The following is a 17,869-nucleotide window of genomic DNA, read 5'->3' as shown; positions in this document are numbered from 1 at the left end:
TATAATAATTTAAAAAATTGTTTAATTACGAAAGGAAATTATAAAATGGAATTAAAACAAAATTTATTAGGAAATTATAAAGAAAATAAAAAAATACAAACAAAAAATGAAATTAATAATTTCTTAATTGAAAGAGATAATGAGATATTTAAATTATATCAACAAGGAAAAATATTACAAGGATATAAGGTTGTATCAAAAATACCAAAAACATTTAAAACAGAATATGGGGATAACACTGTAAAAAGACGAAGATATGTTAAATATGATGAAGAAAATAAAAAATATATAAATCGTTATCCTTTAGATGAAGAATTAGGGTTAAAAAAATACGAAAGAATTGAAAAAAATTTAAAAGATAAATATATGTCTTTTATGGGCGATGGGAAAAGATATAAAGATATTTTGCATACAACAGAAAATGCTAACATTAGTGAAAGAACAATATCTAATATTTTTAAAAATGCCGATTTAGAAGAAACCGATTACATTAGTAATAAAAATAACAATAAAATTAAAATCCCAAATAATGTTTTATATATTCAAATTGATGGTGCTTTTGAACCTATGAGAGAAAATAAAAAAAGAGTTGAAAATAAAATATTTCTTGCTACTATGCATGTTGGTGTTGATGAAGAAAAGTCAACAAAAACCAGAATAAAAATGAAAAAGAAAAAAGGCGTTTTTCAAATGATGAATAAAAATCATAAGAATAAAAATGATAAATCTAATATTGATAATTTTATTGATAAAATTTTTAAATCAATGGATACTTATGATATTAATGAAGATACTAAAATATTAATATTAAGTGATGGTGAAAAACAAATTAAAAAAATTTACAAAGCAGTAAAATCAAAATATAAAAATAATACTGTATCATATAGTTTAGATAAATTTCATTTAGTAAAAAGATTTAAAGAATTATTCCCAAATCGTAAGAAAAACCGAATTCATAGATTAAAATATAAATTATCAAAAATATATTTTTTTACTGGAAATTATGAAGCATTATTAGATTTTTTAATGTGTCATTTACCCTATGTTATTGATAATAAAAAGAAATTTTTATTAGAAACTATTGAATTAATTAAAAATAATAAAGAAGGAATTGAAAATCAAGCATTAGAATATAATATTGGTTGTCACATGGAAGGTGATATATCACACTACATTAAGGCAGTTAAGGGACGTGGCGCTAAAATATATTGTAAAGAAACATTTATCAATATGTTAATTGCTTCAATGTTAAGACTTAATAGTAAAACAAATGAAGAAAAAATTAATAAAACTAATAAAAATAAAGAAAAAATTGAATTTAATATATTTAATTTAAATCAATCTAAAAAGCAATTTTTATCTTTATAAAAAATAAAAAACCTTTTAAAATTAGTAATAACTTTAAAAAGTATTTTTTAGTGTGTCAAAATTCATAAATTATTTATTCAAATAAAAATTATGTTTTTAAAAAGTTGAATTTTTTATAAATTTTGTTATCATTTAATTATAAGCGAAACTTAATTTGTTTCTAATTACTTAATTTTATTAAAAACCTCAAAATAATGTATACTACCGTTATCCTTCATGTGTGGTAACAACATTCAAGTACTACGGTGTTGTGTTGATTCAATTGGCATATAAAAACCATCTTGTTTTGGGGTTGTTGTTAATAACTTACTCATTTTTTTCGGCTCCTTCAATAATAAATATAACAATATTATATCAAAAATTATTCTTTTTAAAATAAGAGTTATTTTTTTTGTCCAATTCGTTGGAAACATTGTTTTAGATTATGATGTCATCAAAAATAAATGGCATCAGTCATCACAATTACTGTTACTGGAATCATTGCCATTGCTAAACAAGCGGGGACAAAATACCAGTTACTTTGAGTATAAACTTCTAAATCATTTAGATTTAAAACCTTGTTATTAATTCATGGAATAAATAACATTATAATGTTTAATAACACTGCGCCAATGGCTGCAAAGATTAATGGGCGATTAATAATTGGTTTAAATTGTGCTTTTATTTTTCAATCAGATAAGGTAACAGTATTGACAAACATACTTGGTGCACAAGTTAAAACTAGAAAAATTGATGTTCGCCCAAAATCAGACATTTGTAATTTCATTTCGACTGTAATCATTGGATCACTACTACGTAAAAAGTCAAAAACAGTTTGATAACCATATGCTTGATAATCCTCGGCAGGGACAAAACTCATTCCAAAGTAATATGCTCCAATACAAACAGCACTTGTTAAAATGGTAATGCGTAACATTGATCCTCAAATCTTCCGAAAGAGTGAATTTTCACCTTGTAACGGTTTTACTTGCATTAAAGTATCGTCATTATCCCCCATTCCAATACAAATTGCCAAAATTGATTCAATTACCAAGTTCATTCATAAGATATCAGTTGCTTCGACAGGTGAAATATGATTAATTAAAGATAAAATAAAAATTGATAAAACATTAGCTAAGTTAACACCAATGACAAAGGTAATTGCACGACGAATTTTTTGATAAACATTACGGCCTTCATTAACTCCTTTAATAATTGTTTCAAAATTATCATCAGTTAGAATAACATCTGCTGCTTGTTTGGCAACATCAGTTCCGGTAATTCCCATTGAAACACCAATATCAGCTTTAACTAAACTGGGAGCATCATTAACCCCATCACCAGTCATTGACACTAAATATTTTTTTTGTTTCAAAATATTGACAATGCGGACTTTATGTTCGGGATTAACTCGGGCAAAAACCTTAATTTTATCAATGATCCGAATTAACTGTTTATCGCTCATTTCATTTAATTGTTCTGAAGAAATCACTTCATATTCAGAATAAGCTAAATCTAATTCTTTCGCAATTGCTAAGGCTGTTGTTGCATGATCACCAGTAATTATGACAACTTCAATCCCAGCAGCATGTGCTTTCTTAACAGCCTCAACTGCTGAGCGCCGAACAGGGTCAATCATTCCAACTGCTCCTAAAAAAATTAAATTAGTTTCTAATGCTTCGGGGTCTTGTTCATCATCAAAATTAGTGTTATAAGCAAACGCTAACACTCGTAATGCTTGGGTTGATAAATCATCAGCTAATCTTAATAATTCTGCTTTATGTTCATCCATTAGTGTTAAAATTTTATTTTCAATCATAATGCGATCACAATATTGTAATAAACTATCTAATGCTCCTTTTGTAAAAGTCGTACTGACACCATCAATGACATTTAATGTTGACATTAGTTTTCGTTCTGAATCAAACGGAACTTCATTAATCCGTTCTCATTTGTCACGCGAATCTTGTTCATCATATGCAAATAATTCAGCATAATCAACTAATGCTAATTCGGTTGGATCACCAATTCGTTCTTTATCTTCAGTAACACTATCATTACATAGCACCAGTGCTTTTAAAAATAAATCTTGGTGTTGATCATGATTAACACCTTGGTATGTTTCAGCAGTAGTTATATTATTATTTATAATGACTTTTTTTACTGTCATTTTATTTTCTGTTAAAGTCCCAGTTTTATCGGTACAAATAACATTAACACTACCTAGTGTTTCCATACTAGCTAGTTTTTTGACAATAACATTTTGTTTTGCCATTCGTTTTGTGGAAAATGATAGGGTAATTGAAACAACAGCGGCCAATGATTCTGGAATAACCCCAATTGCTAAAGTAATGGCAACCATTAAATAGTTTGTTCAACCACCTTTATTGCCACTAAAATATAACGCAATGAAAATAATAATTGCAATAATAAAACTTAATCCTGCAATTCAATATGAAAATTTTGTTAGTTTTTTTTCTAAATTTGTTGGACTTTCTTCTGTTTCGTTAATAGTTGTCGCAATTTTTCCAATTTGGGTTTGTTGCCCAACTTTAATCACAACCCCAACCGCACGACCAGCCGTAATAAAAGTTGACATAAAAGCAATGTTTTTCATTTCTGCTAAAATTGTTGTTGATTCAATCGGTTTAGCTGTTTTATGAACTGGGACACTTTCACCAGTTAAAATTGCTTCATCAATAAAAACATCTGATTGTTCAATAATTCGTAATTCAGCTGGGACATATTTTCCAGCTTCTAAAATAACAATATCACCAACAGTTAACTCATGGGCGGGAATTTCTTGTTGTAGATCATTTCGAATTACAACGGCTTTTGGTTTAGAAAGCGATTTTAATGCGGCCATTGATTTACGGGCTTTTACTGTTTGCACCGTTTCTAAGATTGCATCAAGAATAACGATAGCTCCAATTACCGTAAAATCAACAAAATATGCTCCTTTTAATTTTCAATTATTCCCAACTAATGGAGCAATAACAGAAATAACTGCCGCCGCAATTAAAATTAATTGAATTGGCTCAATTAAAGCTTTTCCAAAAATAACATATCATGGCGTTACTTTTCCTTTTGGTAACTCATTTTTACCATATTGTTTTTGACGAACGATAACTTCGTCAGTTGTTAAACCAATTTCAAAATTAGTTTGTAAAGAAGATTCTAGGTTGTTATTGTCCTGGGATATATATTCTTCCATAGTATTTAACCTTTCTGTTCATTTGCTGTAATAATTATTATACCTGAAAAATATTGATTTGACATATTAAATTTGATATTAATTATTAATTGATAATCTGTAATTTAAAAATTATTAATAAAAAACATCACGGTTTTAAGGCATTAACCCAGTAAAAATAAAAAATAATTTTAATAACTTAAAATCATTTTATAAATTTTTAGGGGGTTTTGCAAAGATACGGGTTTTAGTTAAAAACAAGATTATATCTTGTTTTTTCTTTTATATATAGAAATTATTAATATTAAAGTTATTATTTTTTTAAAAATTTTAAGGGGTTGGAATTATGCAAACAAAGCAATATTTTATTTTACGGTCGTTAGTGAAAAAGTATGGTAAAGATAATGTTATTAATACGGTAAATAATATTGTAATTAATAATGAAAAAGAAGATGAATAAATTATCCGCGTAATTTATTCAATATAGTTTATTTTGATCGTAGCGAACACGCGAAGCGTGCCGCGAAAATTAGATTTTTAGGAGGAATAAGAAGTTGGTCGTATAAATTATTTTGGGGTCTTAAATTAATATCTTAGAAATTGTGGAATAATATACCACTTACTTATTTACATTTTATTACTTTTAATTTTATTGTCAATACATTTTTCTATTTTTTTAAATTTTTCCACGACAAAAATACATTTTTATTAAAATTATTTAATTTCTTAGATAAAACTAATAAAAATATAAATTTTTTTGTAAATAATAATTTACAAAATTATTAACTGAATAATTAAATTTATTTTCTTCTAATGATTTATTAATATTAAATAAATCAATTTTATTTTTTAACCCCATCATACCAGCATTTAATTTATTTCTAATAGTTTTTTCCTTTAATTTTGTCGAAAACTCTTGATGAAATAAAAAAAATCATCAATATGACAATTTGAAAACTAATTTTGTGTAAGATTATGATTTTGCTTTAAATTTTTTAAACGTTAAAATATAATACCGTTGATTGTTGGTTTGGTGTTAAACCTTTGTGTTGGTATTTTCATTTTCAGAGCTTTAAATAATTTTGAATATTAGTGAAACCCAAACCATGATAATGAATTAAGGCTTCTTTAAGACTGGATTGTAATTTACTAATCTTATTTAACTTTTGATAACTAGTATCAGGGTTTGTACTAGTTTTGGTGGAATATAGAGTAGAATTTGTTTGTTTTGCTACTAATAAATATAGTGGTTGCATATCAGAAATAATTATTGATTTTTCTTTAATTAGTTGCTTATTCATATTTTCAATAATCCATTGTTTTTGTAATCTTTTGGTATTGGTGGATTGAACAAAAATATTATTATTGCTATCAACTGCCATTTGAATACAGCATTTGGTATCAGTTGAAAATGGATCGAGATGAGTTTTTCGTTTATCAAATTTATCTTTAAAATTGCCTTTATGAATTTCTTTAATAAATGTTTCATCCATTTGGATTTGACCATTTAATTTTTTAAATTTTAACTGTGTATTTTCTAATTGTTTTGATTGCATTAATTTTTGTCGATTATATCAAGCGGTTTTTGGGGTTGTTTTAATAAAACGAGAAATTATTTTACTAGATTGTCCTAACAATGAAATTTGAATTAATAAATTTCACTGTTCATAATTTAAATGACTTCAATAAGTAAAATGATGACGAAATGCATCAAAACTAGCACGACATTTTTTACATAAATATTTTTGTTTTCCTTCGGAATTATGACCATTTTTAACACAATGAAAAGATTTGCAATTAGGACATATAATGCCTTTATCTCTAAATTTTTGATCAATTTCATTTAAACGTTTTTGTTTTTTAATTAAGTCTGCTTGTTGTTTTATTTTTTCATAAAATTCTAAAAATTGATCATCTGTTAAGCTATTTATTAATTCTGTAATTATTTTTTTCATCATTTATTTACCTCTATATATTAAAAATATACCTAATTTTAGGTATATTTTATAAATATCAAGAGTTTTCGACAAAATTAAAGGTTTTTTCACTATAAATGGCTTTTTTAATCATAGTAACTTTTCAATAATGAGAAATGTCACCTTCCATATGACAACCAACATTATTTCATAATGTTTGATTTTCAATTCCTTCTTTATTATTTTTAATTAATCTAATAGTTTTATTTAAAAAATCTAATTTAGCATCGCTTATAAAATATTTACTATCTTATAAACACTGTAATAATTCTTCATATTTAGCATTAAAAAAATAATCCACTGCTTTATGATATGTTTCTCTATTTTCCTTATTTTTATTTTGATATGGATATAATTTTTTAAATCTACTTGTAAGATGAAATTTATCTATTGTATAGTGAATTTTATTTTTAGGAAAATATTGATACATAAAATTTTTAGTATTTTTAATTCATAATGCACCATCACCTAAAATCATAATTTCAATATTAGGTATCATATTGAAATGAGTTTCAATTAAAGAAAATAATTTTATAAGAACTGGTTTTAAATCTGCTTCTTTTTTAAGATAATCTGGAATATTATCCATTTCAAAAACACCTAATTTATTTGCGATTACAGACAGGTCTTTTTACAGTATATTTTTCTTCATCATACCCAGTATGTACAGTACATGCTATCGTATGTTTTTTTATCTTTTTTCTTCCTTGCTTTGTTGAATCTAACATTTTAAAATAAGTACCATCCATTTGAATATATAAAGTGTGTGGAATATCTATTTTTTTATTACTTTTATTAAAGTAATATTCTTCGTCAGTTTTTGCATTTTTCATAATATTAGATACTGTCATTAAACTAATTTTTACATATTCCATAGTATCTAAAATATCTTTATATCTTTTGTTCTCAGTAATAAATAATAATATTTTTTCTTTAACAGAATTATCTATTCTTTGTCATTTTTCAATTCCTAAAATTTTATCCAAAGAAAAAATATATTCTTCTTTACCTGTTTCTGAATTAATTTTATAATATCTTCTTCTCTTAAAAGTTATTTTTCCATTTAAAATTACTAATGTTCTTTCAATTTTATCTTTTACTTTATAATTTTTAAATTCTTTTAAAGTTTCATCAATTTTATAATTTTTAAAAATTCATTTATCATAATCTTCTAAACTTTGTTGAATAATTTCAATACTCTGTATATATAATAAATTAATAAAATTCTTAAAAAAATTATTATCAACATTTATCATTTTCTTACCCTCTTTCTTAGTTTACGACTTTATCACAAAAATAATAAAAATGCAAAAAAAGGATAGTAATTTTTATTTAGTATGTTACAATTTGAATGTATTTAATAAATTAATTAACTGAAAGTAAAGTAATTTACTTTTTTTTATTTTGATGTAAAATATAGATAATAAAAAAAAGAACCGTGTCAAGTTCTTCTGTATATGTTTTTCTCTACTTATATTTAACCATATAAAAGGAGTAAAAATGAAAGAATTTAATCCAAAAACAGCAAGTTTGGCGACTTTTTATCGTAAAATAGAGCAATTTTGAGAAAATAAATCACCTAATAAACCATATACTTTGAATGATTTAACCAATGAATTCAACCTTTCTCGTCATTGAAGACAAGAAATTTATCGGAGCGAAAAGATAGTTCCTTTGCTTGAAAAACAAGTTGATAGAATTGAAAGTGAAATAATTAATTTTATGATGAAAACACCTGATGGTGCTAAATTATATTGACAACGAGCCTTTAATTATAAATATTCACTACAAGAAAAAGAACTTGAAAAAGAATTAAACTTAAATAATCAACAACCAATAATTGTTAATTTACAAACGGATATTAGAGATATTAAAAAAGAAAGTGATAATAATGCTTAATCATTTTACTTATTTGTTAGAAACTCCTTATTGATTATTACAAAATAGTAGTATTGGTAATAAATATCCCTTTGCTAAAAAATATGAGTTAGTTAATGAAATTAATCAAATTGGAACACGATATAGTGGTAAGACTATTTCAAATATTAAAATGTTTGGTGAATTATTAAAAATTAGTTTATTAATTAAAGAACCAATTTGTATCATTGCTAGTATGTATCGAAGTAAGGATTTAAAAGATAGTGTATTTCAAAATATCTGAAATATGTTAGATGAAAATCATATTCCTTATACTATTAACTTATCAAATTTTACTTTTACTTTATCAAATGGTAGCAAAATATATTGTAAAGGTTTACATTCACCAAGCCGGAAAGAAAAATTAAAAGCTTTTGCTGATTTGAATAAATATAAATTAGTAATTGATTGAAGAGAAGAATGTGACCAATTTCAACAAAAAGATTTAAGTGATTTAGAATTTGCTATTCGTGGTTATCAAAATAAAATAACAATTAATACATGTAACCCTGAAAGCTTAAAAAGATATATTGTTGGTTATTGTAATGAATTAATGCCTTTTAATGAAGAAATAATGCGTAGTAAATATGAACAAATTAATTATATCGAAAAATGAAATATGAAAATTATTATTCATTATTCTAGTTGAAGACTTAATTATGAATTACCACAAAATAAAGTTAATGAACAATTAAGATTAGAACAATTAGATATTGAAAGAGCAAGAGTATGGAGTTGAGGATTGCTTGGTAATACTAGTGGTTCAATTTTTGCAAGATATATTGATATTATGCAAGCAACAGATATTATTCAACCAACTAAATTATTAGGTGGTGTTGACTTAGCAAACTCTACTAGCCCCAAAGGACATACAACCGCTGCTAGTTTTTGAATATATAATTCATTTGATAAAAAAGCCTATAAAGTAGCAGAATATGCACACTCAAATGCTACGCAACAATTTAAAGGACCATTAGAACAAGTTAAAGATATTTTAGAGTTTTACAACAATCAATTAAACCAATACTTTAATTTAATACAACAAGGAATATCAATTAATGTTGATGATAGTGCTTATGCAACATTAGAAAGTTTAAATAGAGAAAAATATAATTATACTTTTGGTCAATACATGAATTTTAAACCAGCACAAAAGCAGAAGTTTAAAATAAAACATCGTATTGAGGCATTTACAATGTTAATAAATACTAATCAATTAAAATGATTATGAGAAAAATGTCCTGTAAGTAAAACCCAATATGAATTAATTCAATGAGAAGATAAGCCCGATGCAAGAGAAGAACGAATGTTAGATTTATATGATGACACATTTGATAGTGATTTTTATGCTTTACACTTTGAATTAGTTAATATGGTTAAACATAATAGTTCAGCAGATTATAAATTATGACAACAAAGGGAGTGAATAACTTAATGAAAAAAGATATTTATGTAATACATGATGAGCGTGTAATTAATGCAAAAAGACCATATATGTCTGTTTGTGGACAAGTTAAAAAAAGACTTTGTTAAGAATTAAAAAAAGATAATATCGCAATATGTAAATTAAATTTATATAACGAATATATTAAGAAATATCAAAAAGTTAAAGTATGTGTACAAGTTTTAGCAAATGAACCTAGTTTATTAACAGTAAATATTATTAATTATGCACTTATTTTAAAATTAAAGGAGCAAAATAACAATGAATAATACTTATCCAACTTTCCCAAACTTAAATGATATTAATAGTGTTTTAAAATTTTATAATTATGATTGAACTATTAATTTAGCCAATATTATTGCTCGCCATCAAATGCGATTAATAAATGGTAAAGATATTTTATTTAAGTCGCATCGTAAAGATATTTTAGAAAAATTAAATTGATGATATGAAACTTATAAAATAAAAGAAAAATTAGATAAAAATGAATTAACAGCAAGTTTAATGGGTAAAACTATCTTTGGTTTATTAGAGACTAATGACGGCAATATTGATTTATGAATTAACCCTTTTAACTTTACATCACGAGTAAGTAAAATAAATGAAATTGAACAAGGTGCTGATATTTGATTAAATTATCATCAATCAGATAGTGGTTTTATTTTAAATTTAATTTGTACCAAAGATAAAATAGTTATAAAAGGTTGACCTAAAAATAATGAAGTAGTTGTTGGACAAAGTAAAACACAAATTAAAGATGATGTTAAACCTGTTTTAGTACAAGAATTTAAAAACAAATTAGGTATTGTCCCTTTTTGAGAAATGATTAATGAACCTAATCCATTATTTTTATCAACTTCAACAACATTAAACCCATGGCCTACTATGGCAAATTGTTATAAATTACAATTTGATTTAGAAGATAGTTTTAATATTAAATCAAAAGAAAGATGAGCAAATCGTACTCATTGATATGGAATATTAGATGATGATTTAATGACTGCTTATAAAAAAGGTAATAAAAAAGTATTACAAGACGCTTTTGATGATATTTTTATTCAATCAGGTCAATCAGCAGTAGATGGTCAATTATCCCAATCTTTACAAGTAGTACAAGGTACACCAACCTTAGAAACATATACTGAAGACCAAAAATCAATTATTGAACAAGTATATTTAGCATGTCATTTTTCTAGTCCTTTTGGTGATAAATCAGATAATGACCAAAATAAAACACAATCTTTATTAACTAAAACCAAAGATTTAGAAAAACAAGCATATTTACAAGCATATCGTAAACAATATTATACTAAAATGTTTGATACTGTTTTAAAATATTATTGTTTATGAGATGGAAATGGTGAACGAGAATATGGTTTTGATTTTATTAGCGCAAGTTTGGTTGATCAAATTCGACAAAATGAATTAATTACTGCTAGATTAGATAATGGCACAATGGAACCAATAAGAGCTATAACTGAATATGATAATATTGATGAATTAGAAGCAACTAAATATTATGAAAAAATTGAAAAATACTGAGATAAAATGGAAGCCAAAGAAATTGAACATAATAATAAATTAATGGAATATGATGAAACTGGTAATAATCAAAATGCTTTACAAGGTAGAACAGAAATTAAGGAGAATTAACAAATGAGTAGAATTAACCCAGGGGTTAGAGCAATGGCAGTTAAATTTTATGGTAATCCGATATTTTTTGATATGCCAGTAATTGGGCGACCAATTATTAAAGGTCAGTTTAATAAAAAAGTTATGAATTCTCGTGATTTATTAATGTATAACATATATCCTTGCCCACCTGACAAAGTAAATACTTATGCTGCTCCAGAAGTAAGTTGATATAACGTTCAAGGTATTCAACCAACAATGATAACTGGTTTTAAAGATTGAAATCAAGATATGGAAAGTAGATACGACTTTTGAAATCAAAAAAATAGTGAGGGAATTGTAATAACCGATAAAGCGAGTTCAACAGCAACTAATCCTACGGTTGGCACAACTATTCATAAAGAAGATAATAACTCTAAATTTTATTGGTCTAAAAATTGAATGATTACTCAACCTGATAAAGTAAAAGTAAATAATGAAGATTTTAATAATATTATTAGTACCCAAGCATCATCATATTTTAGAAGAAAAGATGAATTTGGTAATACTGTCGGACAAGTTCAAATTGAATATAATAAAATGGGTGTTTGTAATGTTTGAGATATTTTAAATATGAATAATTTTATTAATCGCCAAATTACAGTATTACCTTTAAAATATACGCAAAAATTAGTTTTTAACCCTTTTACGATACCAGGTGTAGTTGGTAAGTTCTTAAACTTTATTTCATTTGGTATTCCCTGAGGATGAGTAATTAACCAAGATGAAAAAACTTGACCTAATTTTCAATGACTTAATGGGGCTTTATGAGTGCTAATATTTATAGTTTCTATAATGATGCATTTTGGTCTGAAAAATCAAAAGGTAAAGGTTATTTACCATTTGAAATATTTAGAGAACAAGGAAATGATAAAGTAGGTGCTATCTTTGGAGCAAATGCTACTAGTTTAGGTTTTACTACTTTATTAACTGATAAAATACAAGGTAATGTTTTAGAAAAAGATGGTAAACCAAATGAACAAATAACTTATTCAACTTATAATTTAAAACAATTAAATCCTAAAACTAATCGTATATATTTAATTAATGAATTAGTAAGAGCAGTAGATGCACAAACACCAGTTATTGATAGTGAAAAAGATAATGATTGCGAATTTTTACAAACACCTGACGGTACAAATTGTAGTTATATTATTGATATGTTTTCAATCCAAGCATTATATAAAGGTAATTTTGAAATTATATTTTATGCTGATAATCCATATACAAATAATGAAGAAGATTATTTAAGATTATCAGTATGAAGTTTCAGAGGTAAAACAAAAAATACACTAAATAATTATTTACGCGATATGACAACTAATTATAAAACTAGTTTCTTACTACCCCATGATTATGAAATACCAACATTTAATTACCCACAATATGTATTACCACCAATACCATATAATTACAAACCTTATATGAAATATATATGAGGTGCCAATACAGTTCAACCATGGCATCGTGTAAGTGAAGTGCAACAAATCAACTCAGAAAGGATTTGATTTTTTAATGGAAAGAAAACATTATTTTATTTTACGGTCCTTAGTAACTAAGTATGGAAAAGATAATGTTATTAATACGGTAAATAATATTGTAATTAATAATGAAAAAGAAGATGAATAAATTATCCGCGTAATTTATTAGCGGTAATTTATTCAATATAGTTTATTTTGAGCGTAGCGAACACGCGAAGCGTGCCGCGAAAATTAGATTTTTAGGAGGAATAAGTTATGCCAGTTTGATTAACGACAATTTTTAGTGTTGTTATTATATTAGGTATTTTTGCGTGAATTGGTTTATCAATTTATCAAAAAATTCGCCAAATTCGAGGAAAGAAAAAAGATAAAAAAGAAATTGAAAATAAGGAGGATAAAAAATAATGTTAGGTATGTATTTAACAACAGCAATTAATTTTTTAGCAGTTGGTGATAAACCTACTATTTCAGATGGAATGGGTTCTATTTGAAGTGGTTTAGGGCAAGCAATGATGAAAGTTAAAGAAGCAATTTATGCTGTATTACCACAATTAATGACCTTTTTAGGTGATGCGTGAATTATTTTAATTCCATTTGGTATTTTTGTTATCATTAAGATTTTAAACTTTTTCCGTGTTATGGTTAAAGTATTTTAATATTTATTATTACTGATCATATATCTTAGCTATGGCACACTAGCTTTGTTATTTGATTTATTAATTTTATATTTTAATAACTATTATTAAAAATTAAATAGTATTTTTCAGTGTGTCAATTTTTATTATTTTATATATTTAACATTGTTAATAACATTGTTTATTAAACATTAAATAAACAATATATTAGCATTATGTATAACATTGTTATTACCAATGTTTATTAACAATATTAATTTACATTTTTTATAACAGTGTTTTTTACAGTAAGGAGACAATAATTATGGAAAAAAATATAGATGTTGGCAATGATGAAATATGTTATCAACAAGAGCATGAAAATATTAAATTAATTATTGGTGGAGATAGCTTTAATTTTGTCGAAAACTCTTGATGAAATAAAAAAAATCATCAATATGACAATTTGAAAACTAATTTTGTGTAAGATTATGATTTTGCTTTAAATTTTTTAAACGTTAAAATATAATACCGTTGATTGTTGGTTTGGTGTTAAACCTTTGTGTTGGTATTTTCATTTTCAGAGCTTTAAATAATTTTGAATATTAGTGAAACCCAAACCATGATAATGAATTAAGGCTTCTTTAAGACTGGATTGTAATTTACTAATCTTATTTAACTTTTGATAACTAGTATCAGGGTTTGTACTAGTTTTGGTGGAATATAGAGTAGAATTTGTTTGTTTTGCTACTAATAAATATAGTGGTTGCATATCAGAAATAATTATTGATTTTTCTTTAATTAGTTGCTTATTCATATTTTCAATAATCCATTGTTTTTGTAATCTTTTGGTATTGGTGGATTGAACAAAAATATTATTATTGCTATCAACTGCCATTTGAATACAGCATTTGGTATCAGTTGAAAATGGATCGAGATGAGTTTTTCGTTTATCAAATTTATCTTTAAAATTGCCTTTATGAATTTCTTTAATAAATGTTTCATCCATTTGGATTTGACCATTTAATTTTTTAAATTTTAACTGTGTATTTTCTAATTGTTTTGATTGCATTAATTTTTGTCGATTATATCAAGCGGTTTTTGGGGTTGTTTTAATAAAACGAGAAATTATTTTACTAGATTGTCCTAACAATGAAATTTGAATTAATAAATTTCACTGTTCATAATTTAAATGACTTCAATAAGTAAAATGATGACGAAATGCATCAAAACTAGCACGACATTTTTTACATAAATATTTTTGTTTTCCTTCGGAATTATGACCATTTTTAACACAATGAAAAGATTTGCAATTAGGACATATAATGCCTTTATCTCTAAATTTTTGATCAATTTCATTTAAACGTTTTTGTTTTTTAATTAAGTCTGCTTGTTGTTTTATTTTTTCATAAAATTCTAAAAATTGATCATCTGTTAAGCTATTTATTAATTCTGTAATTATTTTTTTCATCATTTATTTACCTCTATATATTAAAAATATACCTAATTTTAGGTATATTTTATAAATATCAAGAGTTTTCGACAAAATTAAAGGGAGATAGTGCTAAATGAATTAAAAAAACTGCTAAAATTTTATATGGTATGTTTATATTTGATAGATTTCATGCAATAAGAGAATTAAAGAATAATATATATTGTGGTAATCGTAGTAAAGAATCCTTTAAAAATTATTTACACGCAAAAGAGTTATTTTTACAAGGAAAATACGACGAATTTATAACTTTTTTAAAATCATTACAGAATGAAAGAATTAAATTAAGGTATTTTATTAATTTAAAAAATGGTATTTTAAATCAAAATAAAGAGTGAAATATTGGCGTATCTGCTGAAAGCGATGTTTCAAGAGTTGTAAAATCTTGTTTAGGATATGGGAATAAAACATTTTCGTTTTCAACATTTAAAAAAATTTTAGATTTAAAAATTATGAAATTTAATTTTAGTTAATTTAAAATAATATAATCTTAGTTTTTAAAATATTTTTTAGTGTGTAAAAATATGAAATTATTATTTGTATTTTTATTTTTTTTGTGTTATTATTTTTTTATAAAAGAAAAAAGTTTCTTGTTTTTAAATAAATTAAATAATACCCGTTTATTTGTAACACTCCCCGAGAAAATAATACTAAACGTCATAAAAAATTGCTCTTTGTTGTAACAAACTATAATCTTAAATGCTAACTTTACTCAATGCTTTTTGGCGTAATTCTTCAATTTGGTTTTGATCTAAGATTGTTGCACGTCGAATCATTATTGTTTACTCCTTATTGATTATTTTTGTTTATCAGATTTTGTTCTTAATAATCATAACACAAAATTGCTTAATAACTAAATCATAAAAAAATAGTTCCTGCTTAGGAACTATTTTTTTTCTTTATGTAAAGTATGTTGGTTACATTTTGAACAATATTTTTTTACTTCTAACTTTTCTTGTTGTTTCTTTTTATCACGTTTTGCAATATAGTTTTCTTCTTTACATTGATCACAACGCAAAATTATTCCTTCACGCATTTATTTATTCCTCTTTTCTGTTCAAACATAATTATTTGCTAAATTTTGCAACAAGTATATCATAGCAAAATAATCTCCTTTTGCCAATTAATTTTACCTTCTTTTTCGCAATATTTTAATTATCTCACCGGAAAATCCGCATAATTAACCATGTTAAAAGCCCCGTTAAAATAATTGAACCCAGAATAATCCCTAAACTAATAATACTTAAGCCCGTAAAAGACAATAAGGCGTATTTATAATCACCACCAAATAAAGCTGGAATAAAAGCAGCGATAATAAATGCGCCCCCAACAAATAAAATACTAAAGATTCCTGTTACTAATGATTGGACAGTTCGTGAATTTATTAAAATAACAGCAATCATCATTAAACTAATTGCTAAAGCAGTAATAAAAATTGAAATAAAGAAAAAGATGAAAACAACAAAATTATAAACCGTTCCAAAATCAATTTTTAACGCAGCAGTAATAATAAAACTAGCGATTAACACTAATAAATCAGCAATTAATACCAAAGTAAAACAATAGGCATAAACAATGACAATAAACCCAAAGGGTTTAATTCCTAATAATCCAATTCGTTTATAAACAACAGACATTTTTAAATCAATTAAAAATCCCATCATCATATACATTGCAACACTAGCACCGGTTGCAATAAACGTAATCCCGATTGATAAGGCCATTACTTCCGGACCACGGCGATTAGCAAAAATCGCTTGACACAAAATTCCAATTGGAATAATAACAACCGCAAAAGCTAAGACTAATTTTTGACGACGTAAATAATTTAGAAAAAAACTATATAGTGCAAATAAATTAATTTTTTCACTAACTAAGCAATTATTTTTTGTTTTTATCGATGTATTTTGCTCAGTTTTTTGCTCATTTGTCATTTTCCATTGCTCCTGTTCTATAATATTGGTTATAAGCATCAATTTGATATTCTTTAAACTGATTTTTGACACATTTTTCAACGCTACCATATTCACTAATAACATCATGAACTTTTGATATTTTTGTAATTTCACCATGAACCATAAAAATTAAAGTGTCACAAAATTTTTCAATTTCTCCCATATTATGTGAAATTAATAATAATGCCTTATCCTTATTTGCTAAGAAGGTGCTTAATATTTCATATATTTTATCTTTAATTTCTAAATCTAATCCCGTTGCTAATTCATCAAGAATAATTAAATCAGGGTCAACAATTAAGGCTAATAAAATATTAATTTTTTGTTGTTGTCCTCCTGATAATTTGCTGATGTCTTTATTCATTATTTTTTCTATTTGTAAATCTAATAGCAATTGATAAATTTCGTTTGGTGAAATAAGTAAGTTATAAGCTTTTAAATATAAGTTTAGAATGTCATAACCAGTAACTCCTTTCGGATATTTTGATTCTTGTAATTGCATCCCAATCCGAACCCCAAATTTCTTTTCACTAGTTCCATCAGAAACACGACGAAGTTGGGCGAGAATCTCACATAAAGTTGTTTTCCCTGTTCCATTTGGACCAACAATTCCAATTCGATCGCCCTTTTTAACCGTTAAATTAACATTTTTTAAAACATGTTGTTTGCGATAAAATTTATTAATATTAACGCCTTTAACTAAAAAGTCTTCTGTTAAATTAGTCATTTCTAATCGCTCCCATTTCTATTTATTAGATTATTAAAATTATATAATAAAA

Annotated in this window: 21 protein-coding genes; 11 read left to right on the top strand and 10 right to left on the bottom strand. The window is 25.1% G+C overall.

What is annotated here, in order from left to right; genetic code table 4:
• Window positions 1-45 precede the first annotated feature (45 nt).
• The gene (locus AACK91_RS10510) at window positions 46-1,368 is read left to right on the top strand and encodes an Mbov_0401 family ICE element transposase-like protein (RefSeq protein ID WP_338966480.1); all 1,323 of its coding nucleotides are present in this window, start codon (window positions 46-48) and stop codon (window positions 1,366-1,368) included.
• 164 nt (window positions 1,369-1,532) lie between these two features.
• On the opposite strand, the gene AACK91_RS10505 is transcribed toward AACK91_RS10510, so the two are convergent.
• From AACK91_RS10505 to AACK91_RS10480, 6 genes are all read right to left on the bottom strand, one after another.
• Complete coding sequence (locus AACK91_RS10505) at window positions 1,533-1,682, bottom strand: hypothetical protein (protein ID WP_338966478.1); 150 nt, start codon at window positions 1,680-1,682, stop codon at window positions 1,533-1,535.
• Window positions 1,683-1,750: 68 nt separating this feature from the next.
• The gene (locus AACK91_RS10500) at window positions 1,751-4,561 is read right to left on the bottom strand and encodes a cation-translocating P-type ATPase (protein WP_338966476.1); all 2,811 of its coding nucleotides are present in this window, start codon (window positions 4,559-4,561) and stop codon (window positions 1,751-1,753) included.
• Between the two features lie 715 nt (window positions 4,562-5,276).
• Entirely contained in the window at window positions 5,277-5,399 is a 123-nt protein-coding gene (locus AACK91_RS10495) for a hypothetical protein (protein ID WP_338966474.1), read from the bottom strand.
• A gap of 136 nt (window positions 5,400-5,535) precedes the next feature.
• Window positions 5,536-6,498, bottom strand: a complete 963-nt coding sequence (locus AACK91_RS10490) for an IS1/IS1595 family N-terminal zinc-binding domain-containing protein (protein ID WP_338963247.1) — start codon at window positions 6,496-6,498, stop codon at window positions 5,536-5,538.
• Between the two features lie 268 nt (window positions 6,499-6,766).
• A complete protein-coding gene (locus AACK91_RS10485; RefSeq protein WP_338966473.1) occupies window positions 6,767-7,105 on the bottom strand; it encodes a UPF0236 family transposase-like protein in 339 nt (112 codons plus the stop codon).
• A 16-nt stretch (window positions 7,106-7,121) separates the two neighbouring features.
• On the bottom strand, window positions 7,122-7,772 hold the full coding sequence (locus AACK91_RS10480) for a UPF0236 family transposase-like protein (RefSeq protein ID WP_338966471.1): 651 nt from the start codon (window positions 7,770-7,772) through the stop codon (window positions 7,122-7,124).
• Window positions 7,773-8,016: 244 nt separating this feature from the next.
• Here AACK91_RS10480 and AACK91_RS10475 point away from each other — a divergent pair, with 244 nt between their 5' ends.
• The 9 genes from AACK91_RS10475 (at window position 8,017) to AACK91_RS10435 (ending at window position 14,130) form a co-directional block, all read left to right on the top strand.
• A complete protein-coding gene (locus tag AACK91_RS10475) occupies window positions 8,017-8,415 on the top strand; it encodes a hypothetical protein (RefSeq protein ID WP_338966469.1) in 399 nt (132 codons plus the stop codon).
• Window positions 8,408-9,868, top strand: a complete 1,461-nt coding sequence (locus AACK91_RS10470; protein WP_338966467.1) for a PBSX family phage terminase large subunit — start codon at window positions 8,408-8,410, stop codon at window positions 9,866-9,868. Before AACK91_RS10475 ends, AACK91_RS10470 begins: the two co-directional genes overlap by 8 nt.
• Window positions 9,841-9,966: a hypothetical protein gene (locus AACK91_RS10465; RefSeq protein ID WP_338963540.1), complete on the top strand. Its 126-nt coding sequence runs from the start codon at window positions 9,841-9,843 to the stop codon at window positions 9,964-9,966. The genes AACK91_RS10470 and AACK91_RS10465 overlap by 28 nt, the downstream gene beginning before the upstream one ends.
• 172 nt (window positions 9,967-10,138) lie before the next feature.
• Window positions 10,139-11,530 (top strand): hypothetical protein, encoded by a 1,392-nt coding sequence (locus AACK91_RS10460; RefSeq protein ID WP_338966465.1) that lies wholly within the window; start codon window positions 10,139-10,141, stop codon window positions 11,528-11,530.
• A 3-nt stretch (window positions 11,531-11,533) separates the two neighbouring features.
• On the top strand, window positions 11,534-12,427 hold the full coding sequence (locus AACK91_RS10455) for a hypothetical protein (protein WP_338966463.1): 894 nt from the start codon (window positions 11,534-11,536) through the stop codon (window positions 12,425-12,427).
• Window positions 12,316-13,107, top strand: a complete 792-nt coding sequence (locus AACK91_RS10450) for a hypothetical protein (protein WP_338966461.1) — start codon at window positions 12,316-12,318, stop codon at window positions 13,105-13,107. Before AACK91_RS10455 ends, AACK91_RS10450 begins: the two co-directional genes overlap by 112 nt.
• 177 nt (window positions 13,108-13,284) lie before the next feature.
• Window positions 13,285-13,434, top strand: coding sequence for a hypothetical protein (locus tag AACK91_RS10445; RefSeq protein WP_004027793.1), 150 nt, complete (start codon window positions 13,285-13,287; stop codon window positions 13,432-13,434).
• A complete protein-coding gene (locus tag AACK91_RS10440) occupies window positions 13,434-13,685 on the top strand; it encodes a hypothetical protein (protein ID WP_338963620.1) in 252 nt (83 codons plus the stop codon). The genes AACK91_RS10445 and AACK91_RS10440 overlap by 1 nt, the downstream gene beginning before the upstream one ends.
• 283 nt (window positions 13,686-13,968) lie before the next feature.
• Window positions 13,969-14,130, top strand: a complete 162-nt coding sequence (locus AACK91_RS10435; protein WP_338966459.1) for a hypothetical protein — start codon at window positions 13,969-13,971, stop codon at window positions 14,128-14,130.
• A 24-nt stretch (window positions 14,131-14,154) separates the two neighbouring features.
• Here AACK91_RS10435 and AACK91_RS10430 read toward each other — a convergent pair whose 3' ends face one another.
• Window positions 14,155-15,117, bottom strand: a complete 963-nt coding sequence (locus AACK91_RS10430; protein WP_338963247.1) for an IS1/IS1595 family N-terminal zinc-binding domain-containing protein — start codon at window positions 15,115-15,117, stop codon at window positions 14,155-14,157.
• Between the two features lie 128 nt (window positions 15,118-15,245).
• Here AACK91_RS10430 and AACK91_RS10425 point away from each other — a divergent pair, with 128 nt between their 5' ends.
• Window positions 15,246-15,608 carry a hypothetical protein gene (locus tag AACK91_RS10425; RefSeq protein ID WP_338966457.1) on the top strand — a complete coding sequence of 121 codons (363 nt, stop codon included), beginning with the start codon at window positions 15,246-15,248 and terminating at the stop codon, window positions 15,606-15,608.
• A gap of 413 nt (window positions 15,609-16,021) precedes the next feature.
• Here AACK91_RS10425 and rpmG read toward each other — a convergent pair whose 3' ends face one another.
• The 3 genes from rpmG to AACK91_RS10410 form a co-directional block, all read right to left on the bottom strand.
• A complete protein-coding gene (rpmG, locus tag AACK91_RS10420; protein ID WP_040093693.1) occupies window positions 16,022-16,171 on the bottom strand; it encodes a 50S ribosomal protein L33 in 150 nt (49 codons plus the stop codon).
• Window positions 16,172-16,286: 115 nt separating this feature from the next.
• Window positions 16,287-17,069 carry a hypothetical protein gene (locus AACK91_RS10415; protein WP_338966454.1) on the bottom strand — a complete coding sequence of 261 codons (783 nt, stop codon included), beginning with the start codon at window positions 17,067-17,069 and terminating at the stop codon, window positions 16,287-16,289.
• The gene (locus AACK91_RS10410) at window positions 17,017-17,817 is read right to left on the bottom strand and encodes an ABC transporter ATP-binding protein (protein WP_338966452.1); all 801 of its coding nucleotides are present in this window, start codon (window positions 17,815-17,817) and stop codon (window positions 17,017-17,019) included. Before AACK91_RS10410 ends, AACK91_RS10415 begins: the two co-directional genes overlap by 53 nt.
• Window positions 17,818-17,869 lie beyond the last annotated feature (52 nt).

Source organism: Spiroplasma endosymbiont of Sarcophaga carnaria, from assembly GCF_964019595.1.
Taxonomy (GTDB): Bacteria; Bacillota_I; Bacilli_A; order Mycoplasmatales; family Mycoplasmataceae; genus Spiroplasma; species Spiroplasma poulsonii.
Note: the sequence above shows the minus strand (reverse complement) of the source record. Positions and strands in the feature narration are given on the sequence as shown.